General features: G+C 34.5%; 23 protein-coding genes. 4 read left to right on the top strand and 19 right to left on the bottom strand.

Going from position 1 to position 25,072, the window contains the following annotated elements; translation table 11 throughout:
- Positions 1-15: 15 nt before the first annotated feature.
- From KUA55_RS04305 to KUA55_RS04290, 4 genes are all read right to left on the bottom strand, one after another.
- Complete coding sequence (locus tag KUA55_RS04305) at positions 16-1,647, bottom strand: glycosyltransferase family protein (protein WP_218324954.1); 1,632 nt, start codon at positions 1,645-1,647, stop codon at positions 16-18.
- A 75-nt stretch (positions 1,648-1,722) separates the two neighbouring features.
- A complete protein-coding gene (locus KUA55_RS04300) occupies positions 1,723-3,300 on the bottom strand; it encodes a peptide chain release factor 3 (protein WP_218324953.1) in 1,578 nt (525 codons plus the stop codon).
- 140 nt (positions 3,301-3,440) lie between these two features.
- Positions 3,441-4,814: a hemolysin family protein gene (locus KUA55_RS04295; RefSeq protein ID WP_218324952.1), complete on the bottom strand. Its 1,374-nt coding sequence runs from the start codon at positions 4,812-4,814 to the stop codon at positions 3,441-3,443.
- A gap of 97 nt (positions 4,815-4,911) precedes the next feature.
- Positions 4,912-6,039, bottom strand: coding sequence for an AI-2E family transporter (locus tag KUA55_RS04290; protein WP_218324951.1), 1,128 nt, complete (start codon positions 6,037-6,039; stop codon positions 4,912-4,914).
- Positions 6,040-6,126: 87 nt separating this feature from the next.
- Here KUA55_RS04290 and KUA55_RS04285 point away from each other — a divergent pair, with 87 nt between their 5' ends.
- Positions 6,127-6,561: a GNAT family N-acetyltransferase gene (locus tag KUA55_RS04285; protein WP_218324950.1), complete on the top strand. Its 435-nt coding sequence runs from the start codon at positions 6,127-6,129 to the stop codon at positions 6,559-6,561.
- A 36-nt stretch (positions 6,562-6,597) separates the two neighbouring features.
- Here the strand turns inward: KUA55_RS04285 and ntdP are convergent, their stop codons facing one another.
- From ntdP to recX, 3 genes are all read right to left on the bottom strand, one after another.
- Positions 6,598-7,131 (bottom strand): nucleoside tri-diphosphate phosphatase, encoded by a 534-nt coding sequence (gene ntdP / locus KUA55_RS04280; RefSeq protein ID WP_218324949.1) that lies wholly within the window; start codon positions 7,129-7,131, stop codon positions 6,598-6,600.
- 96 nt (positions 7,132-7,227) lie between these two features.
- Positions 7,228-8,361 (bottom strand): A/G-specific adenine glycosylase, encoded by a 1,134-nt coding sequence (mutY, locus tag KUA55_RS04275; RefSeq protein WP_218324948.1) that lies wholly within the window; start codon positions 8,359-8,361, stop codon positions 7,228-7,230.
- Entirely contained in the window at positions 8,354-9,157 is an 804-nt protein-coding gene (gene recX, locus KUA55_RS04270; protein ID WP_218324947.1) for a recombination regulator RecX, read from the bottom strand. Before recX ends, mutY begins: the two co-directional genes overlap by 8 nt.
- 88 nt (positions 9,158-9,245) lie before the next feature.
- Between recX and rlmD the strand changes: the two genes are divergently transcribed.
- Positions 9,246-10,619, top strand: a complete 1,374-nt coding sequence (rlmD, locus tag KUA55_RS04265) for a 23S rRNA (uracil(1939)-C(5))-methyltransferase RlmD (RefSeq protein ID WP_218324946.1) — start codon at positions 9,246-9,248, stop codon at positions 10,617-10,619.
- 67 nt (positions 10,620-10,686) lie between these two features.
- Here rlmD and KUA55_RS04260 read toward each other — a convergent pair whose 3' ends face one another.
- The 3 genes from KUA55_RS04260 to KUA55_RS04250 form a co-directional block, all read right to left on the bottom strand.
- Positions 10,687-11,790 (bottom strand): LCP family glycopolymer transferase, encoded by a 1,104-nt coding sequence (locus tag KUA55_RS04260; RefSeq protein ID WP_218324945.1) that lies wholly within the window; start codon positions 11,788-11,790, stop codon positions 10,687-10,689.
- A 200-nt stretch (positions 11,791-11,990) separates the two neighbouring features.
- Positions 11,991-12,596, bottom strand: a complete 606-nt coding sequence (locus KUA55_RS04255; protein WP_218324944.1) for a superoxide dismutase — start codon at positions 12,594-12,596, stop codon at positions 11,991-11,993.
- Positions 12,597-12,669: 73 nt separating this feature from the next.
- Positions 12,670-13,137, bottom strand: coding sequence for a GtrA family protein (locus KUA55_RS04250; protein ID WP_218324943.1), 468 nt, complete (start codon positions 13,135-13,137; stop codon positions 12,670-12,672).
- 148 nt (positions 13,138-13,285) lie between these two features.
- On the opposite strand from KUA55_RS04250, the gene KUA55_RS04245 reads away from it, so the two are divergent.
- Together KUA55_RS04245 and KUA55_RS04240 are read left to right on the top strand one after the other, a co-directional pair.
- Positions 13,286-14,104 carry a DUF1189 domain-containing protein gene (locus tag KUA55_RS04245; protein WP_218324942.1) on the top strand — a complete coding sequence of 273 codons (819 nt, stop codon included), beginning with the start codon at positions 13,286-13,288 and terminating at the stop codon, positions 14,102-14,104.
- 69 nt (positions 14,105-14,173) lie between these two features.
- Positions 14,174-15,121, top strand: a complete 948-nt coding sequence (locus tag KUA55_RS04240; protein WP_218324941.1) for a phosphoglycerate dehydrogenase — start codon at positions 14,174-14,176, stop codon at positions 15,119-15,121.
- A gap of 35 nt (positions 15,122-15,156) precedes the next feature.
- On the opposite strand, the gene KUA55_RS04235 is transcribed toward KUA55_RS04240, so the two are convergent.
- The 9 genes from KUA55_RS04235 to mltG all read right to left on the bottom strand — a co-directional run bounded on the left by KUA55_RS04235 (position 15,157) and on the right by mltG (position 24,828).
- Complete coding sequence (locus KUA55_RS04235; RefSeq protein WP_218324940.1) at positions 15,157-18,171, bottom strand: LTA synthase family protein; 3,015 nt, start codon at positions 18,169-18,171, stop codon at positions 15,157-15,159.
- A 320-nt stretch (positions 18,172-18,491) separates the two neighbouring features.
- Complete coding sequence (locus KUA55_RS04230; RefSeq protein WP_218324939.1) at positions 18,492-19,421, bottom strand: glycosyltransferase family 2 protein; 930 nt, start codon at positions 19,419-19,421, stop codon at positions 18,492-18,494.
- Between the two features lie 11 nt (positions 19,422-19,432).
- Entirely contained in the window at positions 19,433-19,726 is a 294-nt protein-coding gene (locus KUA55_RS04225) for a HesB/YadR/YfhF family protein (protein WP_218324938.1), read from the bottom strand.
- A 12-nt stretch (positions 19,727-19,738) separates the two neighbouring features.
- Complete coding sequence (locus KUA55_RS04220) at positions 19,739-20,407, bottom strand: potassium channel family protein (RefSeq protein ID WP_218324937.1); 669 nt, start codon at positions 20,405-20,407, stop codon at positions 19,739-19,741.
- Positions 20,408-20,475: 68 nt separating this feature from the next.
- The gene (locus tag KUA55_RS04215; protein WP_218324936.1) at positions 20,476-21,108 is read right to left on the bottom strand and encodes a response regulator transcription factor; all 633 of its coding nucleotides are present in this window, start codon (positions 21,106-21,108) and stop codon (positions 20,476-20,478) included.
- A complete protein-coding gene (locus tag KUA55_RS04210) occupies positions 21,083-22,168 on the bottom strand; it encodes a sensor histidine kinase (protein WP_218324935.1) in 1,086 nt (361 codons plus the stop codon). The genes KUA55_RS04215 and KUA55_RS04210 overlap by 26 nt, the downstream gene beginning before the upstream one ends.
- The gene (liaF, locus tag KUA55_RS04205) at positions 22,165-22,887 is read right to left on the bottom strand and encodes a cell wall-active antibiotics response protein LiaF (RefSeq protein ID WP_218324934.1); all 723 of its coding nucleotides are present in this window, start codon (positions 22,885-22,887) and stop codon (positions 22,165-22,167) included. The genes KUA55_RS04210 and liaF overlap by 4 nt, the downstream gene beginning before the upstream one ends.
- A 115-nt stretch (positions 22,888-23,002) precedes the next feature.
- The gene (gene greA / locus KUA55_RS04200; RefSeq protein ID WP_218324933.1) at positions 23,003-23,482 is read right to left on the bottom strand and encodes a transcription elongation factor GreA; all 480 of its coding nucleotides are present in this window, start codon (positions 23,480-23,482) and stop codon (positions 23,003-23,005) included.
- A gap of 98 nt (positions 23,483-23,580) precedes the next feature.
- Positions 23,581-24,828 (bottom strand): endolytic transglycosylase MltG, encoded by a 1,248-nt coding sequence (gene mltG, locus KUA55_RS04195; RefSeq protein ID WP_425514600.1) that lies wholly within the window; start codon positions 24,826-24,828, stop codon positions 23,581-23,583.
- Between the last annotated feature and the right edge of the window lie 244 nt (positions 24,829-25,072).

Here is a 25,072-nt window from a genome sequence, read left to right as displayed (position 1 = left end):
AAAAAAGATGATGGCCTAGCGACCATCATCTTTTTTTCGTTGATATATTAAAAATATTTCCCACGAGATAAAACCTATAAGAGTCATAAAACTAATAAAAGCTGAAAAGATGGCAACATTCGTATAATGATACTGGATCGTAATTTCATTTTGTCCTTTTACAATAGCTAGACCGGTTGTCCCAAAAGAAGAAATTTCTGTAGCGACTTTTTTTCCATTTAGAGTTGCTTGCTGACCTAAGTATTTTAAAAAAGGCGTTTCTAATTGTCCAGCTCCTTCTTGATTATCATAACTAATCGTCACATAATCTCCATGGTTTTTTACCTCTGGATGAATCTGCTCTTTATTTAAAACAAAAGCATAAGGTATAACCAAACTGCTATTTTCTTGAGCAGCCACACTGACATAATCAAAAAACATTTGATTTTTCCAAATTCCCGAAATTTCATCAGTTAAAATAACTCGCTCATCGCTTGCTTCGGCCGCTAAATTATACACACTCGGTGATTTGTATATATTGTATACAGAAAAAGTATTCAAGCCAACCACTAATACTATTAATGAAATAAAGAATGGCAACTCAATTTTCTTATTTGGTGTTAAGCCAACACTTAAGCCATAGGCAAGAAACAATGTTGCAAAAGTACTTAAGCGCCAGGCAAATTGAATTCTGACTAACAGTGTCGTTGAGATAAAATGCCAAGGAAATAAATTAGACACAAATAAAAATAAAATAATCCCACTTATGTAAATTGCTAAGTCTACTTTAGTTAATTTTTTATAATTATAAAAGGTAATTAAAATTCCAAAAAAAAGTACCGCACCAATACTATAACCATTTATGTTATTCAACATAGTATTTTTCAATAATTCCGACAAGTTAATGCCATTAATTAAATTAGTAGTTGGAGAATAAATTTCTTGCCAGGCATTTTGCTGCAGCATCGGGATTACAAAACCTAGAGAAAGTAAGCCGGTTCCTAAAGCAGCTTTTGCAATGGCTAATAGTCGCAAAATTTTTTTATCCCAAAAATAAAAGCTAAAAATGGCAAATAAAAACAACAATATCCCTACCATAAAAACTGACAATACATGACTGTAGACCAATAAGCTCATGCCAATCATTAACAATTTCCACCGTTTTTCATCGCCATAATAGACTTGATAGGCTCCTGCTAATACTAACGGCAAAAAAGTCATTGCTAGAAATTCACCTAATGAGCCTCGATAAAATAAATCAGTACTGTGGTAACTAGAAAAAGTATAAATTAGGCTAAAAATTAAAGCTGTCTTCCCATTATTTTTGATTGATTTCATGGAATAATAAGCAATCAGCATAGTAAAGAAAGTCACCAATAAAATATATAACTTATATCCTAAAATAGTACTCCCAGTGATAACTTTAAAAATATAAGCGGGGTAAATCAGTAGCCACGGGTAAAACTGATTTACATCTGAGCCAATTTGGTGAAAACTAATAAAATTGATGGGACTTTTCCAAACGGTAGCCAAACCATCAATTCGTGCTAAATGAAAATATGCATCTTGATTATTATAATGAACCAGACCAGACCTAATAAATAAAGGTGCCACATAAATCATGCTAAAAAATAAGAAAATAAACATGATCGTTATTTTTTTCTTCATTGCTTCCTCCTTGTTTTACCAAGAATAAAAAAATTACCAGTAAAGCTTTAAACTTACTGATAATTTTTTATTTTATTACATTAGACTCTTCAATTCAACCTCAGGGTACTTATCTGAAAACCAACGCATCGCAAATTGATTCTCGAATAAAAACAGTGGCTGATCAAAACGATCTTTAGCTAAGATGTTTCGACTAGAACTCATTCGTTCGTCTAGCTGCTCTGGATCAATCCAACGGGCAATTTTATGTCCCATCGGCGTCATAACAACTTCAGCATTGTACTCATTTAACATCCGATGCTGAAAAACTTCAAACTGTAATTGTCCAACAGCACCAATAATATATTCATCCGTTAAATATGTTTTATACAACTGAATGGCACCTTCTTGCACCAGCTGATAAATACCTTTATGAAATGATTTTTGTTTCATGACATTTTTGGCGGTAACTTTCATAAATAATTCTGGCGTAAAAGAAGGTAATTCTTCATACTGAACTTTCAACTTACCTTCATAAATGGTATCACCTATTTGATAATTACCTGTATCATAGACACCAATAATATCACCTGCTACAGCTTCCTCAACATTTTCCCGAGCATCTGCCATAAATTGTGTCACATTACTTAATTTCATTTTTTTCCCAGTCCGATTTAACGTGACATCCATGCCTCGTTCGAAAGTCCCTGAGCAAATTCGGACAAAAGCAATCCGGTCACGATGATTCGGATTCATATTGGCTTGAATTTTAAAAACAAAACCTGAAAGTTCTTCTTCATAAGGAGAAACAGCTTCTCCGTCTTCTGTTTTATGGGCATATGGTTTAGGAGCTAAATTAACAAAAGTTTCTAAAAATGTCTGAACACCGAAATTGGTTAAAGCTGAGCCAAAGAAAACGGGCGTTTGATCACCTTTTGCAATTTTTTCTGGATCGAACTGATCACCAGCTTCTTTGACTAATTCTACTTCACCTAAAACATCTTCATAGATTGATTGCTCTTTTAGTGGATGATCGCCAGCAATTTCTCCATCAGTTAAAGTAATATATTTTTCTCCTTCATAACGTTCAGGACGGTAGAATTCAATTCGTTCATTGTAGATATCATACAAGCCTTCTAAACCTTTTCCCATACCAATTGGCCAATTCATAGGATAAGACTCAATTTGTAATAATTCTTCTAATTCTTCCAATAATTCTAAAGGTTCCCGACCATCTCGGTCTAATTTATTAATAAAGGTAAAAATTGGAATACCACGCCGCTTAACAACTTGGAATAATTTTTTAGTTTGGGCTTCTATCCCTTTAGCGCTATCGATTACCATCACGGCACTATCGACAGCCATCAATGTCCGATAAGTATCTTCAGAGAAATCTTCATGTCCAGGAGTATCTAATATATTTACTCGTTTTCCATCGTAATCTAATTGCATTACCGAACTGGTTACAGAAATTCCCCGTTGTTTTTCAATATCCATCCAGTCAGATTTGGCAAAATTGCCCGTTTTTTTACCTTTAACTGTTCCAGCTTGGCGAATCGCTCCACCAAATAATAATAATTGTTCCGTGATTGTCGTTTTCCCGGCATCCGGATGGGAAATAATCGCAAAGGTACGACGACGATCGACTTCTTCGACTAAATTAGGATTGTTCATATATTTTTACTCCATTCATTTGACTAAAATTTCAACCCAATTAGTATAGCATGATTAACATAACTAAGGAAAGTTGAATGATAGCTTTTTAGTAAAAGCCCAAAAAAAGAAACAAAGTCTGAGACTTTGTTTCTTTTACTTTATCTTCTTGGTTCATCTTCTTCAAACTCTTTACTGAAATGACGACGATCTTCTTCAGGCTCGACTTCGGCTAATTCAGGATGAAAAATAGCTTTTAATGTCATGATTCGTGATCCTTCCATCTCTTCAGAAATCAAAGTAACGTTATCAACATCAAATGACAACTTTTCTCCTTCATCAGGAATTGTTCCTAAGGCAGTAATTAAATAACCTGCCATCGTATCGACATCGCTCATGTGTAAAGTAGTATCGAAAACTTCGTTAAAATCATCGATTAACATTTTTCCGTTAATGAAGTATTCATTCTCATCAATTTTTTCGTAAAGTTTTTCAACCTCATCAGACTCATCATCGATTTCACCAACGATTTCTTCCAATAGGTCTTCTAAAGTCACTAATCCCACCATGCCACCATATTCATCAAGTAGGATAGACATTTGATTTTGAGTCTTTTTCAACTCATATAATAAATCATCGATAAAGATTGTTTCTGGAACAAATAATGGTTCTTGCAGAATTTTTTGTAAGTTGACATTATCAAAACCAACTTGACGGGCTGCCTTTAAAATTGTTTTCGTATGAATTACACCGATTATCTTATCCCGATCATCATCGTAAACAGGGATACGTGAGTAGCTTTCATTTAAAATCTCATCAATATTTTCACCAACGGGATCATTGATATCAATCATAAATGCATCTGTTCGTGGAACCATAACTTCACGGGCAACCTTTGTATCTAAGTCAAATACCCCTTGAAGCATTTCAATTTCATCGGAATCTAAGACGCCCTCTGTTTCTAACATGTAGCGCATCTCATCACGAGTCATTTTCGTATCTTCATCATCAAAAGTCATCGGCGTGATTTTCGCCAATAAATTGGTTGAAGCAGTTAATAACCAAACAAACGGCTTCGTGATAATCCCTAATTTTCTTACTACAACTGAAGTAAATTGAGCTACTTCCTCTGTCTTAGTCATAGCAATTCGTTTTGGATAAAGTTCTCCAAATACGATTGAGACATAAGTTAGAAAAACCATGACAATCACATAGGAAACTGTTCGGGCAACTGTTGTGCCACCTAAAACAGGTGTCAAAGATCTCGTCAAGCTTTCAGCTAGAGATGCCCCAGATAAGATATTTACTAAGGTAATACCAACTTGAATCGTAGATAAAAAGTTATTAGGGTCTCGGATAATCTGTAATAATTTTTGTGATTTCTTATTGCCTTCTTCGGCTTTTTGCTCTACACGGTTTTTATTAACAGAAACAACAGCGATTTCAGCCGCAGCTAAAAATCCATTAATCAAGGTTAAGACTACCAATAAAGCAATCTCCAAGATTATCGACTGACTATCGGGGTCAGCGTTCATAATTGCATTCGCTCCTTAAAATAAAGTGTAAAAAAAGTGGCACAAGGCCACAGATAAATCGTATCATATCGCTTATTTTTATGCAATTAAATCTCGATTAATTTAAAAACTCTTGTTCTCTTTGCTCTTGACGACTCTCTTTGAAAATTCGAATAAAAAAGACAGCGATGGTTCTTAAAATCGCGTAAACTGGTACTCCTAAAAATACACCCAAAACACCAGATAAATTTCCAGCAACTAACAAGATAATAATAATTGTTAACGGATGAATATTTAAAGTTTTACCAATAACATTAGGGTAAATCACATTCCCATCAACCTGCTGAACCACTAATACTACTAAAATACATAGTAAAGCGGTAGTCGGGCTACCTGAGAAGAACGTATAAACTAGCGCTGGTGCTAAGCCTAAATAAGGTCCTAGATAGGGAATTAAATTGGTTAAGCCAGCAACTACACCAAATAAGAAAGCATAATCCACACCAATTAACAAATAGCCTAAAAAGGTAAAAGTAGCCACGAATAAACACTCGATGGCTTGTCCACTAATATAGCTAGACAAAGTTTTATTTAACTCTCCTAAAAGATTACTGATATTTTCTCGTTGATTTTCTGGGAAAACGCGAGAAATACTGGGGACTAACCGGTGACCATCTTTTAACATATAAAATAAAACAAACGGCACTGTAATCGCCAAAATTACAATTGAAGTAATTTTTCCAATCACCGATCCCAAACCGCTAGTCAGACCTTCTAAGAACTGCTGTATAATGGTACCGTATGATACATCTAAATTATTAATGTATTGATCAATCTTTAGTTCTTTATATAGCGGATATTTTGATGCTTGATCGGCAGTTTCTCGCAACCAATTTTGCATATCATTCATAAATGAAGGTATGCTCGACGTTAATGAAATAATCTGCGTAACCAAGCTAGGGATAATGCTTAAAATAATTAAAACGATCAAACCTACCAACAATAACAAAATCAAAACAACAGATAAGGTCCGGTTCAAACCTATACGGTTTAACAAATGCACCAGAGGATTTAATAAATAATATAAAAATCCGGCAATTAATAATGGCGCAAATAAAGTAGTAAAAAAAGTGCCAATCGGTTGGAAAATGAAATCAATTTTACTAGAAATAAAAATCAAACAAGCAATGATTAAAATTTCTAAGGACCAAAACATTAATTTTGAACTTTTTACTTTTTCAAACATTTATCTACTCCTTTCTTAGAATTTAGTTTATAGTATACAACAGTTGCGCAAATTATTTTAGCGTCAGAGTGTGAAAGGAAGAAAAATATGAAAATTTTAATTACCAGAGATACGATGAGCGATATTTATTTGGACGCTTTACGCATCCGTCATGAAGTTTTTGTAGATGAGCAGAATGTTCCTTTGGATTTTGAAGTCGATAAAGATGAAGCTTACAGTATCCATTTTGTTTTATATTTAGCAGATGGGCAGCCAATTGCGACTGTTCGTTTACTTCCCTTAGAAGAAACCATTGCAAAATTACAAAGAATGGCTGTTTTACCAAATTATCGAGGACAGCATTTAGGAGAAAAGTTAATTGATGAAGTCGAAAGATTTGCTAAAGAGCAGGAATTCACCACGATTGAGTTAAGTGCCCAGTTAACTGCAGAAGGCTTTTATGAAAAACGTGGTTATCAAAGCTATGGAGATATCTTTTTAGATGCAAACCTTGACCATATACACATGAGAAAAGATATATAAAAAAAACGTTGGGGCATCTGCCTCAACGTTTTAATTTTATTTCCGCGACAATTGCTGGTAGCGGTCATACCAAATATCAATATAGCCGTCAGAAAATGGACCTTTTTCATTATTAATCCAATCGACAAGAATCTTAACATTCTCTTTCAAAATAAAATCAATTTCTTTCGAGTAATGCATTTGTCTACTATGAGCTTCGTACTCATCAACGTCTAATAGACGTTTTTCCCCATCAGGAAACACTTTGACATCTAAGTCATAGTCAATGTACTTCAAAGCTTCTTCATCTAATAAATAAGGTGAAGCTAGATTACAATAATAGGATACGCCCTTCTCTCTGATCATTGCTATAATATTGAACCAGTATTTTTGGTGAAAATAAACAATCGCTGGTTCTCGAGTGACCCATCTACGCCCATCTGACTCTGTCACTAACGTGTGGTCATTTAGGCCGATAATTGAACACTCACTTGTCTTTAATACCATGGTATCGCGCCACGTTCGATGCAAACTGCCGTCGTGTTTATAACTTTTGATGGTTATAAACTCTCCTTCTTTTGGAATCTTCATAGCTACCCTTCCCTCAGCAAAGAAACCTTTGCATTTGTTTGGGTGTTATCACACCGACATCGAAATTATTATAGCAATAAATCAAGAGCTTGCCTACTAATCTTTTCTAAGTAAAACGTTTTCTAGTAAATCAACCATTTTTTGCTGGGGTTTAGGAAAGACAAAATCATCAAAATCGTTTGATTTTACCCAAGTTCCTGAAACATCTGTCGTATTTCTTCCGTAAAAAACTAAAATGTGCCACCGTAGATGAGTGAAAATATGCTTCACTTCCCCTACTACTTTTTTTTGCCAGACAACTGGATAATCAACTAGAAAATTGGCTGTGTCTTCCGCTACCTCAAATAAATCTAACTGTTCTTCAGAGAAATTAATCTTTAACTGAGCGAATTTTTCTTGCGAAATTTCTTCCATTGGAAAAGTCCACATGTTTGCTAACAAGCCAGTCTCAGCTCTTTTTTCAAGTAAAAATTCTCCTCGCCCATTTTCGATTGCACCAGCGACAAAATATGAATCCTTTGGTTTGGCCTTTTTAGATTTAATTGGAAATTCTGTTTGCCGATTTTCTTGATAGGCGAGACAGTATTGTTGAATTGGACAATTATCACAATCGGGATTTGTCGGTGTACAAATACTAGAACCTAAATCCATCATTGCTTGGTTAAAATCTCCTGGATGCTCATGACTAATAATTTTACGCATCGCTACATCAAAAATTTTTCGGCTACTGGCTTTAGCAATATCATCTTCAATTAGAAATAATCGACTAACCACCCGCATCACATTACCATCAACTGCTGGCTCAGGTAAATCAAAGGCGATACTCCCAATTGCACCGGTAGTATAAGGTCCTATTCCTTTTAAACCTCCAATTTCCTCTACCGTTTTAGGAAATTCACCGTGAAATTCAGTCATAATTTGTTTGGCAGCTGTTTGAATATTTCTAGCTCGAGAATAATAACCTAAACCTTCCCAGATTTTTAATAATTTATCTTCTGGTGCATTAGCCAAATCCTCAATCGTCGGAAATGTTTCCATAAATCGATAAAAATAATCAATTACCGTATCAACCCGGGTTTGCTGCAACATGATTTCTGAAATCCAAATTCTATAAGGATCAGTATTAAAACGCCAAGGTAAATTTCTTTTATTGTCATCATACCAAGCCAAAAAATCTTTTTGAAAGTTAGCAATTTTTTTGGCATCCCAATTTTCTATATTTTTATTCACTAGTTTCGGCGTCCTCTTTTTCTCGAATAAAGGTATCAATTTGATCTAATTGAAATCCTTTTTGATATAGGCTTTGTTTCACTTTTTGTTTTCTTTTACTTAATTCAAACCGCTGATTACTACGCCAAAGTTTTTCACCTTGATTGATTAATGCTTCTGACTCTTGTTCTATGACATCACTAAAATCAAGTTCAGCAATCGCAAAATCAATCACGTCCCCACTAAAACCCTTTTGCAGTAAATATTGAAATATTTTAGTCGTGGTTTCTCGACTGCTTTTCCCTCGATATTTTTTTAAGGCTTTATTAGCAACTTGTAAAGCTAAATCTTGCTGATCAGATAAACTAATCTTAGCCAGTGTTGTTTCTACTAATTGATTGGAAATACCCTTTTGTTTCAGTTTTTGGGCTAAAATTTTGGGTCCTTTATCACCTAGACGCATCTGAGTTCGAACATAACTTTCAGCGAAATTCTCATCATCTAATAAATTCATTTCAACTAATCGCTGCACAATTAAATGGCGGTCTTCTTTTGGGATCTCATTATCTTTCAAGTATTTACGGATCTCCATTTCGGTCCGCAATTGATAACTTAAGTAATTTAGCGCCAATTGAAAACCGATATCCTGACGACTAGCATTTTTTATTTCTGTTAGCGTCTCCTGATCAATTTCCTGATCCTTTAACAAACGAAAATCGATTAATGTATCTTCTGATACGCGAACTTTTTCTCCGTTGGAAACTTCAATATTATAATAGTTTCCTCGTCCTTTACTAACTTTCACAATGGTTAACATGTAAATCCCCCATTCAAAGATTCATTTTAACATAAAAAATTTTTATTCTGAAAAATATGCTAAAATAATAGCCAGAAAGGGGCAGATTATGGCTGTTCAATTAACGAAAAATCAAACTTTAAATTTAAAGATAAAACGACTGGGAATTAACGGTGAAGGCATCGCTTATTACAAGAAAATGATTGTTTTTGTGACTGGCGCCTTACCTGGTGAAAAAATAATTGCCAAAGTTACTAAAGCTACACCTCGCTTTGCAGAAGCAGAATTAGTCACAGTAAATGAAGCTAGTAAGCATCGAATTACACCACCTTGTCCTGTCTACGAAACTTGTGGTGGCTGCCAAATTCAGCATTTAGCCTATCAACAGCAATTAGTCTATAAAAAAGATTTGTTGGCCCAAGCTTTAGAAAAATATAAACCAGCAAATTATCAAAAGTATCTACTAAAAGACACCATTGGTATGGAAGAACCTTGGCACTATCGTAACAAGGCACAATTTCAGTTACGCTATAATCAACAATTAAAAAAAGTTGAAGCTGGATTGTATCAAGCAGAGTCTCATGAACTGGTGCCAATCACAGATTGCTTAGTCCAAGAGCCAACAACTCAAAAAGTTATGAATGTCGTCACTCAGTTATTAACTAAATATGATTTCCCCATTTACGATGAAAAGAAAAACGCGGGAATTTTACGAACTATTATGGTTCGCATTGGAATTGAAACTGGTGAGGTTCAAATTGTTTTTATTTCAAAAACTAAAAAACTACCGAAAATTAATCCATTGATTCGTGAAATCAATCAACGTTTACCAGAAGTAGTTTCCATCATGCAAAATATTCAAGACAAAAAAACTTCTGTGATTATGGGAGATGAAACCATTCATTTATGGGGAAAAAGTGTAATTGATGAAAAAATTAATCAAGTCGCTTTTGAACTTTCTCCACGAGCCTTCTTCCAATTAAATCCTTTTCAAACAAAAGTTTTATATCAAGAGGCTTTGAAAGCACTAGAACTAACCCCGCAACAAAAAGTCGTCGATGCTTATTGTGGTGTGGGCACAATTGGATTATCGTTAGCAGACCGAGTGAAGGAAGTTCGTGGGATGGACACTATTGCTCAAGCTATTGATGATGCGAAAAAAAATGCTGAAGCTTTAGGTCTAAAAAATACTCGTTATGAAGTAGGTACAGCGGAAGATTTATTACCAAAATGGTTAGCAGAAGGTTTTTCGCCTGATGCAATTGTTGTCGATCCGCCACGAACTGGATTGGATCAAAAATTATTGCAAGCCTTAGTAAAACAACCAAGTCCACAATTGGTTTACGTATCTTGCAATGTTTCAACCTTAGCAAGAGATTTGGTGATACTGGCTAAAACATATCAGGTGAATTATTTACAATCTGTCGATATGTTCCCCCAGACTGCTCGTTGTGAAGTAGTTGTGAAATTAACTAAAAAATAAAAAGAGTGACCTTCGGAAGTTAGCTAAAAATCTAACTTTCGAAGGTCACTATATTTTTTAAAATATTTTAATAGCCGGTTCCGTAATTCGGATCATACTGTGTATTCGGATCAACGTAGTTTGGATCAACATAGCTAGAATCATAACCATTATCCGTACCATATGAATCTGAATAAGTATCACTTGTAGCCGTGCCACCATCATTATTAAATAGTTGGGCCTGATCAGAATCTTCTAAATTCGGTAATGTATCTGATGTTTGAATACCTAGTTGTTCTTTCAGAGTATTTTGAACATCTAATAATTCAGAGGTGCCTAAAATTTGGTAATAAATTTCATTAATAATTTGGTTGGTTCCTTGTAATTGTTTTTGTTCAATATTTTCAAAAGCTGGTAAGTAGTTGGTGCCAATATCTAACATTTCATCCCAAGTTAAATCAGTTTCAGCATTTTTTTGAACAGCTTTTAAAATTTTGCGGTAATTGCTGACTCCATCCATCGACATTACTTTTCTTAGAATTTTGGTTACAACTTGGCGTTGACGTTTTTGTCGACCAATATCGCCATCAGGATCTTCATAGCGGTAACGAGCAAAGGCTAAAGCTTGCTCACCATTCAAAGTATGTTTTCCTGCAGTTAATGAGATACCATCTAATTCAAAATCGTACTTATTATTAACTGTGATTCCGCCAACAGCATCAACTAAATCTTTCAGACCTTTCATATTGATGACAACATAATGATCTAAAGGGATGTCCAATAAATTTTCAATTGTGTCCATCGCCATTTTTGTTCCGCCGTATGCATAAGCTGCGTTTAATTTATCTTCCCCGCCGTAACCGACGATTTCAGTTAAAATATCACGTTCTAGACTAACTATCGTTGATTTTTTCTGTTCTGGATTTAATGTGACCACCATCATACTGTCTGATCGCCCTTGTTCTGTCCGACCTAAGTCACCAGTATCTGTTCCCATCAATAAAATTGAGAATGGTTCATTATTATTTATATCCGCAGTTGAATTATCACTATCACGGTCAATTGTCTTTCGAATGCTGTTGACTGCGCTACTAGCATCACTAGTAACTTTAGCGAAGTAATAAGTTCCTGCACCAGCAGCTACATTTATTAATAAAATCAGTGTTACCACAATTTTTTTCCAAAGCTTCATAATACACCTCATCCAACGATTTGTCGGTTTATTTTCTCACAATCTTTCTAACGATTCAATCAATTATCAAATGCGTCTGTTTGATATAAATAAAACTTAAAGAAATTTCCTCATAGAAAAACCAGACAAAATTCATTATATCACAAACTTCAACCAAAAAAAGAGACCGATTAAAAATCAGTCTCTTTAAGATGAATATATTATTTAGCTGCTGCTAAGTTTTTGTTTGCTTGATCCCAGTTTACTAATTCCCAGAAAGCTGCGATATAGTCTGGACGTACATTTTTATATTTCAAGTAATAAGCATGTTCCCAAACATCTAAACCAATAACTGGTATTAAACCATCTGTTAATGGCGAATCTTGGTTTGCTGTAGAAGTGATTGCTAATTTGCCATCTTTTACTACAACCCATGCCCAGCCAGAACCGAAGCGGCCAGTTGCTGCTACTTTAAAATCTTCTTTTAATTTTTCAAATCCACCATAAGCTTCAATTGCATCTTTGATTTCACCAGTTGGTTGCCCACCAGCATTTGGTGCTAAAATTTTCCAGAAGAAACTGTGGTTTACGTGTCCACCACCATTATTACGTACAGCAGTTCGAATATCTTCAGGTACTTCATTTAAGTTTGCAACCAAATCTTCAATTGATTGTTCGCCTAATTCTGGATATTTCTCAATTGCTGCGTTTAAGTTTGTCACATAAGTATTGTGGTGTTTGTCATGATGTAAATGCATTGTTTCTACATCAATATAAGGTTCCAATGCATCGTATCCGTAAGGTAATTCTGGTAAAGTATAAGCCATGTTAAGTTTCCTCCTTTAATATCATTACAATAATTATTGTACCTAACTTAGCAAATATCTTCAAAAGATATGCTTAACGCGGTGATGAATTCGGTTTCTCGTCTTCAATAATCTCCACTTTTTTGAATATAAATAGCTTGCTAAAAAAGTAATTTGCTACTACTACTACTACTTGGGTCACGATTTTTGCAATCAGATTCCCAGTGGACAAGATATCGATAAATAGAAACATACAAGCCATGTCCATGGCAAAAGAAAGCAATCTTGCCAAAATAAATTTAGCAAATTCCCAAGTCAGTGCAGTAAAACTCTCCGTTTTTGAATGAAATACCCATAACTTATTAGTGACAAATGCAAATAATACCGAACAGACCCAAGAGATAGTATTAGAAACGGTCCAACTTAAATCAAAACCTTGTTGTGCAACTTGAAAAGTTACAATATTGACTAAAGTAGCCAAGCCACCGAAAAACAAATAAATAAATACTTCCCATAATTTTTTTTCTTCTAAATATGTTTTAAACTTCTGATAAATTTTCATTTTCTTCACCTTTTTATTTTATTCCTTTGTACCTTACCTCAAATCATTATAAATGGTCAATTCCATTTGATAAATCTTATCTTTTTAGCTTGTGATTTAACTATGACTTCGCTACAATATTGATTGAATATAGAAATGGAGCGATAAAATGACTTTTCGTCAATTAATTAAAGGCAGTTTTTTTCATTTTTCAGATTTAAAAGGTGCTAAAGATACCCCTTTTTGGAAGGCAATTATTTATTTACTAGTACTCAGTGTGTTATTGGCAATCCCTAGCGTCTTTCAAGCAATCGATGTTTTAAAAGAAATCAAAGCCGACAGCTTAAAGATAGTCGAACGAATTCCTGATTTTACTATCAGTGATGGAGAGATTAAAGCTGCTGACAATGATGCAGATGGCTTTATTTACCAAACAAACTCAATTATTTTTACTTTTGATCCTGATGGTTCTCGTAGTGAAAAAGATGTCAAAAATGATTTAGTCGGAAATTATTTTAGTATTGGTTTACTAAAAAAAGAAGCGATTTTGGCTTTACCAGATTATGGTGGTATCAGCACCTCTGTTTTAGGTGACAACGTTTTAAAATTTTCTTATAATCAGCAACCTTTTAAAGGTTTAACTAGCCAAAAATTAAAATCAGCCATTCAAAATGTCAATTTACCTGGCTGGTTACCAATTTTGATGCTGGTTGCCGGTATTTATCCTACTTTGATTAGCCTAGCTGTGACCATTGTGTTTATTTCGTTTGCTGCTTGGATCTTTGCGCGGATGCGTCTCAAAAGTGTTGGTTTCTTAGATTGTTTTAAGACAATTATCTTTTGTGCGGCAATCCCTACCGTCTTGTCGATGATTATTTTATTTTTTCAGCCACAGTTTGACTATAGCTTATTGATTACAATTATTAGTATGTTTATCTTCTTTACTGCTAGCAGAGGCTTTCCTAACGTTAAATTACCTGGTGCCTAACTCCTTACAATTTTGTGAGGAGTTTTTTTGATGTTTCTCTGGTACAATATTCTTCGAGGTGATAGTGAAATGACAAAACCAATAATTTTTATCCAAGGAAACTATCGAGCAGAGTTTATTGAAAAAATTAAAGCTAGTGCAACTGAATATCGTGTCAAAACAACTTTAATAGATGAAGACTTAGAATTTGTTGAAATCTCGGTTGGTTGGGATAAAAAGAATGAACAACAACTATTAGCACTTTCACCGTTGAAGTGGGTTCAAGCTATTTCAGCCGGTGTAGACTATTTACCACTGAAAGAGTTTGAGAAGAAAGGTATTCTTTTAACCAATGCCAGCGGTCTTCATAGTATTTCAATCTCTGAACACGTGATTGGAGTAATTCTTTCCTATTATCGTGGCTTAAATACCGCTCAGAAAAATCAGCTTGCTCACACTTGGGATACTGATGATATTCATTACGATCAACTATCTGGAAAGAACATGCTAGTGATCGGTACCGGACATATTGGAGAAAAGTTAGCAAAATCAGTAGTCAGTTTAGGAGTCAATCCTTTTGGAATTAATACAACAGGACATACCGTGGATGGCTTTATCGAAACGTATTCCATGAAAAATCTTGCGAAAATTATACAAACAATGGATATTGTGGTTGGAATTTTACCAGGCACAGATGATACTTTCCATATCTTTAATAACGATTTATTTAGTCAAATGAAACCTTCAGCAATTTTTATAAATGTTGGCCGTGGTGATACTGTTCATACACGTGAACTCACAGAAACTCTACAAAATAAGACCATTGCTTTTGCCGCTTTAGATGTTTTTGAAGCAGAACCGTTGCCAGCAGATAGCCCTTTATGGGAATTAGATAATCTTTTAATTACTCCTCACATTTCAGGCTTAACAAAACATTTTCAAACAAAGTTAATGCAGATTTTCTTGCCAAACCTAACCAGCTTTGTTAAAGATGGTAGTTTAGCTAAAAACCAAGTCAGTTTGAAAAAAGGATATTAAAAAATGGTTCACTCTCATGCAGAGTGAACCATTTTTTATTGATTAACTTTTTGTTCTGCCCAAGCAGCACTGTATTGATTACCGGCAGTTAAATCATATTCAATCAGGGTGTAATCCCTTAAAATATCTCGTTGTTTTTTAGACAAATCTTTTTCTGCTAAAATTTTATTATTCTTGGTAATAAAAACTTTCTCACCGTTATAGTTGTTTGAAACGCTGGCGGCTGGATCTGTTGTTGAAGGCAACACTTGATTAGTTAGCTCAGTGATCAAAGCATAATAAGGCGTCACTTTTATCCCTGCTTGCTCTAAAGCTAGAGCAGAGAAATTATACGGTGATACAATTTTATTTGCTAATTTCTTATTTTGTTCACGACTATATTTGTTATTGTAAATAAAGAAATCAGTTTCGTGTTGTTCTAAACCGTAAGTTGCCATATTATTTCCACTATAAAGCGATGGCAAATGATCGCCATAAAAAACGAAAGTAATTGGTTTTTGAATTTGATCAATTGCTTTAATAAATCCTTTGACTGCTTCATCAGTGTAATGGATTCCTTGCATATAAGTATTTAACTCATTTTTACGGCTATCAATCACAGCTGGCCCAATGAAAGAATAATCATTGGCTTCATAATAATCTTGCTCATACGGCATATGATTTTGCATGGTAGACAACTGAATAAATTGTGAAGTTGAAAGATTACCATTCAAGACTTCTAACGTGTCTTTATAAGCTGATTCATCGGAAACGTAAGGGCTATTATCGATCGTCTCCATGAATTTAAGTTTATTTTCAGTAGCACCTTCGTAATAAAATTTATCAAAACCAAATTTTTGATAAACGCCAATTCGATTATACAGAGTTGCCACGTAAGGATGAATTGCAACACTTTCATCAAATAAATTAGTAATATTGGGCGCACTCTTTTGTTTTTCAACTAATTGTGTATACGGTGTCGGTAAAGTGGGCGATAAATTACTAATATCTAAACTTGTCAGTGAGGCCCATTCCATATTAGCAGTTCCCCCACCGTATCCATTTGACAGCATCAAACCACTGGTGGTTTTCTTCTTCATATTCAAAATATATTTGATTGGATTACCATCTACTTCAATATTTGGCACCCTTGCCGGATCACTAAAACTTTCACTTAAATTAAAAATAACTGTTTGATTATTCGCCCAATTTTGTCTTTCTTGGTTAATTTGATTTGCCTCGCCATTGTATTTCGCCATAATTTCCTCAATTTTTTCTTTTGAATATCCTTCAGGTTCATCCATGACGGTCGTATCAACATTATTTAAAAATTGAAGAATCGGACCGTTAATTTGGGCCCCTAATTTTTGATTATAAAAGTAACGATTAATTCTGAAAAAATTAAATAATAGATACGACGGCGAATCTTTGTGATTTACAAAACCAAGACTGCCAAAGAATAATAAAATCAAACCTATTTTTATAAGTTTATTTTTCCAACCGAATTTAATGCGGTACATCTTTTTAGCCCGCCGTTCTAAGCGGATTGCTGAATAGGCAAAAGCAATTAATATTATGATAGCCGCTACTATAATAACCGGATTGACATAATTTAAAATTTCATTCATGCCACTAATCATCGTCATGTCAGAAGGTAAAATCGGCTCTTCTCTTAAAGACATTTTAAGAAAATTAGAGATGGTAATTAGCAAATCGGCTAAAATTGTAAAAATAAACGAATACCAATAACGATTGGTCACGTAAAAAAGTAATAAGAAGAAAAGGACAATAACAAGTACATTTAAAAGGATTGCTGATTGCCGATGAAAAAGAATATAAAAATAGGCGTTGACTGTATTAGAAACACTTACAGCAATCTGGTTACCAGATAGTAAAAACATCTGACCAATCGTAAACAAATAAAAGAAGCCAACCACATATAGTAAACGTTTTTTTCCGCCGATCCAATGAATCAATTTTTCAGCTTTGGCTTTTAGCTGTGCCAAAGAACTAAAGCTTAACTTTTGTTCTAAAAATATAAATGGGCGTGTTCCTTGTAAGTAATAACCAGCTATAGTAAAAACTAATACAGCTGTTAAATACATCAAAGTAAACAAACAAATAGCCCAAACCCACATCATTTTTAAATGAGGCATTGCATCACGATAATAAGTCGCCACGCTAAAAGTAGTTAAACGCCAATTGATAACAACTTGTATTGCAATCAGGAACGTAGCCAATAATCTCCCAGAAACAAAAAAATGCTGAGATTTATTTTGCCATTTCTCTAAATTAACAAATAAACTTATAGTATAATACATCGCAAAAATGGAATAAGGTACCACAAATCTCGTAGCACTTGAGCCGTCATTATGGACCGCCAAGGAGACTTGTGCCATCAGAAAAACAGAACCAATCATCGCAGCCAAGCTAAAAAACAAATGACGTTTCGGATGATTTATTTTTTTAATTATATCAAAGCGTTGAAACGTATAGCCTAAAATAACGAGATAAAGTAACCATAAAATATTTTCACCGCGAAGACCAAAGTTCCATAAATCATTACTAAATAAAGTAGGTAGACCAATCAAGGCAATTGTCGCAACGATCATCCCGCGTTTGAATAACGTTTCGTTTATTTTATCTAAATAATCAACTAAGTAAGGTAAGGCCAGCAATAATAAGACACACGCTACCGCGTATTGAAAATAATTTTGACTAATGGGAAATAAAATCATCCAATAGTTTTTAATGTCAAATGACCCTCTTAACGCCATGAAAAATAAATTTGAGGATAAAGCCATTACTATATAAAGTAATAAATAACGACTTAATCGATGAACCAAAGAAGTTTTACGGATTTTTTTCTGATAGTAGCCAAAATAAAGTGGGATTAAATTTAAACCAATAAAAAAGATACAATAAATTGTTTGATAAAGATAAAAGCGATCAGGATTTCCACTAAAACTCGGAATGACCGTAGCCGAAGTCAAAACTCGCTGTAACACCATAAATAAGCTGGCAATTAATATTGTTATAAAAGGATATTTCCGAACTTTTTTTTCTATCATCTCAGTCTAAAACTCCAAATCAATTTATAAATTTTGCAATTAAATCAGGTTATACTATAACATATCTTAAGCCAATAATGACAGGTCAGAAAAACTTTAATAATAGTTTAAAAAGCAAAAAAACAACCGAACCTAATTAGTCCAGTTGTACTAGTTACTTGAATATTAACTCAATAATTTCTACTGTTACATTGGATAGAAAAATGTTTGTATAAAATATAAACTTGATAGCTCAAACAAAACGGCAACGACTAAGTAATAGATACACACTCTGACGAGTATAAGTGCTTTACTCATTATTTATTTCACGAAATATCCAATTAATTCAAGTCTTTTTCTGTTTCCTTTACGATATAGACGGGGCGTTTTTTTGTTTCCAAAAATATTTTCCCGATATACTTGCCGATAATTCCCAAGCAAAGCAATTGTAAGCCACCAATAAATAAAAAGATTGACACCATCGAAGGCCATCCTGCAGTCGGATCACCGTATAAAACTGCTCTTACTACAATAAAAATCATCGCGATAATTGAAACAAAGCAGGAAAATGCACCCACAAATGAAGCAATGTTTAAAGGAGCATCTGAAAAATTGACAATGCCATCAATTGAATAGTTAAATAATTTCCAAAAAGACCAAGTAGTTTCGCCAGCCGAGCGTTCTCTATTTTCAAATGACAGATATTCCGTTTTGAAACCCACCCAGCTAAATAATCCTTTAGAAAAACGATTGTATTCAGTTAATTCTAAAACAGCAGTTACCATCTGCCGTGTCATTAAGCGATAGTCTCTAGCACCATCGACCATTTCAGTATCGCTTATTTTATTAATCAGCTGATAAAACTTCTTAGCAAAAAAACTGCGAATCGGCGGTTCTCCACTTCGATCACCTCTCCGAGTACCAACACAATCTATATCAGATGATTCAATCATTTTCACCATTTCAGGCAATAATTCTGGAGGATCTTGTAAATCCACATCCATCACAGTCACTAAATCACCCTGCGCATTTTGTAAGCCGGCATATAAAGCAGCTTCTTTCCCAAAATTTCTAGAAAAAGACAGATAGCGAACATACTCATATTTGCGGGCCAAATTACGCATAACTAAAAGCGTATGATCCTTAGAGCCATCATTGACAAATATATACTCAATCGAATGACCTGTTTGTGATTTTATTTTTTCCATCTCCGCAAAAAAAAGAGGAATCGCTTCCTCTTCATTAAAACAAGGAATAATTACTGATATCATGTTCTCACCCTTTATGCTTCGTTGAACTCATATTTCGGTTCATCTAATTTTTCATCATAGTCAACTACTAAGTCATAGCCTTTAAAAAACCATTCATCTGCTTCATCGGCAAAAAATAGTAATCCGTCTTCTGTTGTCTCAGCTAAAATATTTTCTGGTGTGTCCACAGACATTCCAACCGAAAAACCTTCATGAACTTGTGTACTTCCGTATACTTTACCAAAAAATCTAATACCTTGACCATCTGCTACTTCAATTTCTGATTTGAACCAATTTAAAGCTTTCGGTGTAATTGTTAATTTCATTTGTAAGAACTCCTATCCATTCATTTTTTCATCTAAATAATCAATGCTAACGTCCTTACCTATTACAACAAGATGATCGTCTTGTAAAACAACTTCATCAGCTGTTGGTGTAACAATCGGCTCTTTCTTTCCAACTCGTCTAATTGCAACTATATTTAAATCAAAGCGTTGGCGAAAATCCAATTCCTGGATGGTTTTCCCATAGAATTTACGATTGGTTACCACGATCTCAGCCAAAGAATATTCATCTGACAACTCCAAATAATCCAAAATATTTCGAGATACCAAATTATGGGCAATTCGATTCCCCATATCTCTTTCTGGATGGACGACCCGATCCGCACCAATTTTTTCTAAGACTCGCGCATGGTATTCGTTCTGTGCTTTTGCTAAAACTGTTGGTACACCCATTTCTTTAACCATCAAAGTAACTAAGATACTTGCTTGAATATCTTCACCAATCGCCACAATGACATAATCAAAATTGCGAATACCTAACGACCGCAACGTCATTTCATCCTGTGCATTAGCTACAACAGCGTGTGTAGCAATGTTCATATATTCATTTACTCGATCTTCATTGTTATCAATAGCTAGGACTTCTTGCCCTGATTCTACCAAGGTCCGACAAATACTGCCACCAAAACGGCCCAAACCTACAATTGCAAAACTACGTTTCATGTTTGTTAGTCTCCTTTATGCTTTACTTAGTATAACAAAAAGAAAGAGTCGATAAAATAGAGAACTCTCTATTTTATCAACCCATGTTTAAAAGCATAAATGGCTGCTTGTGTTCGATCTTCGACTTCTAACTTTGCTAAAATATTTGAAACGTGGGTTTTAACTGTCTTGAGAGTAATAAACAATTCATCTGCGATTTCTTGATTGCTCATCCCTTGAGAAATAAGCATTAGAATTTCTTCTTCGCGGTTCGTTAATTCTTGATGTAAAAAGCGTCGATTGCGATTGGACATTTGTTCCATCATTTTAGTTGTCACTTCTGGTTCTAAAACTCGTTCACCTTGAAAAGTTGCTCGGATTGCATCTGCAATTTCATGAGCTGTTGAAGTTTTTAATAAATAGCCAGATGCGCCAGCTTCAATTGCAGGATAAACTTTTTCATCATCAATGAAACTAGTCACAATTAATATCTTGGCTTCTGGCCAATCAGCCAGAATCTTCTTAGTGGATTCAATTCCATCCATCACTTCCATCACTAAATCCATTAAAATTACATCAGGTTTCAAATCCATGGCTTTAAGATAGCCATCTTCCCCATTTTCAGCTTCACCAACAACTTCAATATCATTTTGAATCGATAAGTATGAAGACACTCCTAAGCGCACCATCTCATGATCATCCACTAACAACACTCGTATCATCTTCTGCCTCCTTCACAATCGGTACTTTTATTTCAACACTGGTTCCTTGATCTTTAAAACTTATAATTTTGGTAGAACCACCAATACTTGCTATTCGTTCACGAATATTTCTTAATCCATAGCTTCCAGCATGATCGTCTTCAGGGTCAAAACCTACTCCATCATCAACAACCCGTAAAATTAAAGTTGGTCCGACAATTTTCAAATAGACTTCTAACTCGCTGGCTTTGGCATGACGTAATGTATTAGACAAAATTTCTTGGACTACTCTGAAAATCTGATCTTCTATCCCTGAGGTGACTTTCAAATCTTCAATATTCCAATTTAATTTAATTGAAATCTTCGTTTGTAATTCTCTCAATAATTGCTCAATACCTTGTTTTAAGCTTTTGCCTTCAAGATTTACTGGTCGTAAATGTAACAATAATGCCCGCATTTCAGATTGAGCAGCATTGATAATATCTACCACAGTCGCTAGCGGTTTTTTGTAAATTTCTAATTCTTTAGCAACTTGCGCTTGTTCATTTAGTGCAGACAGCATCATCATCGCTGCAAAAAGCTGTTGCGATACGGAATCGTGTAATTCTCGGGCCAAACGATGCCGTTCTTCTTCCAGAATTTTTTCTTTTGTCAAACCATCAAATAGTTGTGGCTGACTACTTAATTGCTGTAGCTCACGACTGACTGATACTAATTTTTTTTGTAAAGTTTTTATATCCTGATTAATATTTTCTAATTCATGACTTTGTCCCAACTGTCGATCTAATAAAGGATGGTCATAATCTCCTGATGCTAATCGTTCCAGTTTTTCTGCAACGCGACCAATCTGCCTTTTTTGGATAAAAGTAATAATCCCGTACACTACAATTCCTGCTGTCAGCGAAATAACTATTAGGTGAAAGAAAATAGGTAAATAGAAAATTCTAGCTGAAAACAATTGGGCAATTAGTTGCTTACGACCAATTGCATACATATATAGAAAAAGAGTCGTAATAATAATCAAAAAAGTCGTTAATCCAGAATAAAAGGCAAGTTGTAGCTTACCATATTTTCCTGTCATGCACGTATCACCTCAACATCTCCAAATAATGTGTTGGTGACTAATTTTAAGCGACGAGGTGTTTGATCATAGTCTTCACTATAAATTTTAATCGATTCATTCTTAAGTAATGTTTCCTCGTGATCAAATTCAATTTTTCCGTAAATACTTGCATGTTCTAACATAATTCCGACTCCATCTGGCACTATGATACGTGTTCGCCCAAAGCCTTTTCGAATCAGAACTACATTGTCTTCTTTTGGTAATAATGTATTTCCTAAATCAATAATGGTATCACCAGCAAATACGGACAGGTTAATATCATCCCATTCAAATATTTCATTGCCGATTCTTTCGCTGCCCATCCAATTTTGTTTCTTCTTTTCTCCATGATGACCGGTGGGCTCAACAGCTTCAACCATTATGATGGCTTTTTTATTTTTTGAAAAATAACTAGAAAAATTAACACCAGCAATTTCTGCCCCTTTTAAGAAAATAAAAGATACACCAAATATCAACATTGCCCAAGTAGCTGGTGAATTGACTAAACATAAAGCTAAAATAACCGATCCCAAAATTAGTTGGAATCGTCGCTTGCGATTTTTTCTTAAAGCCCAATAAATATTTAAAACACCAAAAATAAACATCACTAAAACAGCGGTATTTGATGCTAATTGCCAAAGTAGAAGAATCGCTAATAATGCTTCTATCAATAAAAAGAAGCGCCAAGGATTTTTCACCCAATCATCCTTTCTGAAAGTTTCTTAATTATATATTACTGTTAAAAATTTAAAATTACTATGGGACCTAAGAAGGATATCAGCCAAAAAATAAAGCTAAGGCAAATGCCTCAGCTTAAATTTGTTCTACTTTTTCAATCTTCACTTGCATATCGCCACCAGGCGTACTAATAGCAACACTGTCACCAACTTTTTTACCAATTAATGCTTGAGCAATCGGTGAGTCGTTTGAAATTTTACCTGTTAATGGATTAGCTTCTGCTTTCCCAACGATGGTATATTGTTCTTCATCGCCATCGGGTAATTCAATGAATGTCACTGTTTTTCCGATAGAGATGACATCGTTATCAACGTTATCATTATCGATAATTTCAGCAAAACGAATCATATTCTCTAATGTATTGATACGTCCTTCAACAAATGCTTGTTCATCTTTAGCAGATTCATATTCGGAGTTTTCCGATAAATCACCGAAACTTCTAGCAATTTTAATTCGTTCGATAATTTCTCCACGTTTCACAGTCTTTAATTGTTCTAACTCTTCTTCTAACTTTGCTTTTCCCTCATGAGTCATCGGGTATGTTTTTTCTACCATTTAAAAATCTCCTTCATACAAAAAATTACAAAAAGGTAATCTTTTGAAGTATAATCCTCAAAAGATTACCACGTTATTCTTCAGTTGTAAATTGTTTCTTAGTTATTTACATATTTTTCTACTAAAGCCAAATGTTCGTCATACGTTTCAGCGTAATAAACTTTACCGGTTGAAGTATCTGCAACAAAATAATAGTAATCATTTGCTGTCGGATTTAAGACTGCCTGAATTGCTTGCTCACTTGGATTATCAAATGGTCCTGGACCATAGCCTAAGTTTACATACAAGTTATACGGTGAATCCACTTCAGTATCTTTGTAAGTCACATTTTCTTTGTGCTCACCAAGAGCATAAAGAATTGAAATATCTGACTGTAAGGCCATACCGGCATCAATTCGGTTAAAGAAGACTTGAGCGATGTTCTTACGATCAGACTCAGTTACCCCTTCTTTTTCCACTAACGATGCTAGAGTCATTACTTCTTGAACATTTAAGCCTTTTTCAGTAATTTGGCTATAATATGGGCTTAAAATATTATTCGTCGCATCAACCATTTGATAGACTAAGTCTTTCAATGTTGTATCGCTGTGAACATTATACGTCGCTGGGAATAAATAGCCTTCCAAACGATAACGAACATCCGTAGCCGTTCCAGCATCTGTTAAAAGATTTGGATAAGCAGCCTCTAATTCAGAGAAGAAATCTTGATCTTGCATTAAACTAATGAAATCATCTTTTTTGAAATCAGATTTCTTCGCGATCAAGGTACCAATCTGATCCACATCGTAACCTTCCGGAATTGTCAGCTTAGTAGCATCATCTAACGGTTCAGCACTACCACCTTGCTGCAACTCTTTACTAATCTTATCTAAGCTCATATCAGCTGAAAAATGATAATAACCTGATTGAAAATTGGTTAAGTTTTTAAATTTTGTATAGAAGTTAAAAATTAGACCACTTCGAATAACTTCATCTCGCTGTAAAATTTCTCCAATTTGACGATTCGATGAACCACTTGGTACTTGAACTTGGACCAACTTACTATCATTCGTATCTAGAGGCTTCAAGCCTGCACTAACATAATTGTAGCCAGAAATCACAACAATTCCAGCGATAATTAACATTGCAATCGTTAATACATACACGATTTTACGAACTACGCGATCTTCTTTGCGTCGTCTCGTTTTCTTCAAATTGTTCTCCTCACTTGCTGACCGCTTCTTAGGTAGGTTTTCTTCCTGCAAAGAATCGAACTTCTGATTAATCTTTCTAAATACAGTAGGTTCTAAATCTTTTTTGCGGTTCTTTTTCCTGTCACTTTTTTCTTGCTCTGCTTTTTCTAACATCTTCTCGTAAAAATCAGTAGAACGTTTTTCAGCCTGCTCTTGCTCTTCAACCTGATGATTTATTTTTTCGATTCTCGGTGAATGTTCAATTTTCTGAACAGTTTTTTCATTTTCTTTGTTGCTAGCTGTGCTAATTCTACCGCGAAATCGGCTTTCTCTTATTTTATCAGAAGATAAGGAAACTTTTCTTGTTGAATCTGTTGCGTCATCTTGTCCTCTTTTTTTACGGCTCTCATCTAATGAG

It is taken from the genome of Enterococcus alishanensis (assembly GCF_019218635.1).
GTDB lineage: Bacteria > Bacillota > Bacilli > Lactobacillales > Enterococcaceae > Enterococcus_A > Enterococcus_A alishanensis.
Note: the sequence above shows the minus strand (reverse complement) of the source record. Positions and strands in the feature narration are given on the sequence as shown.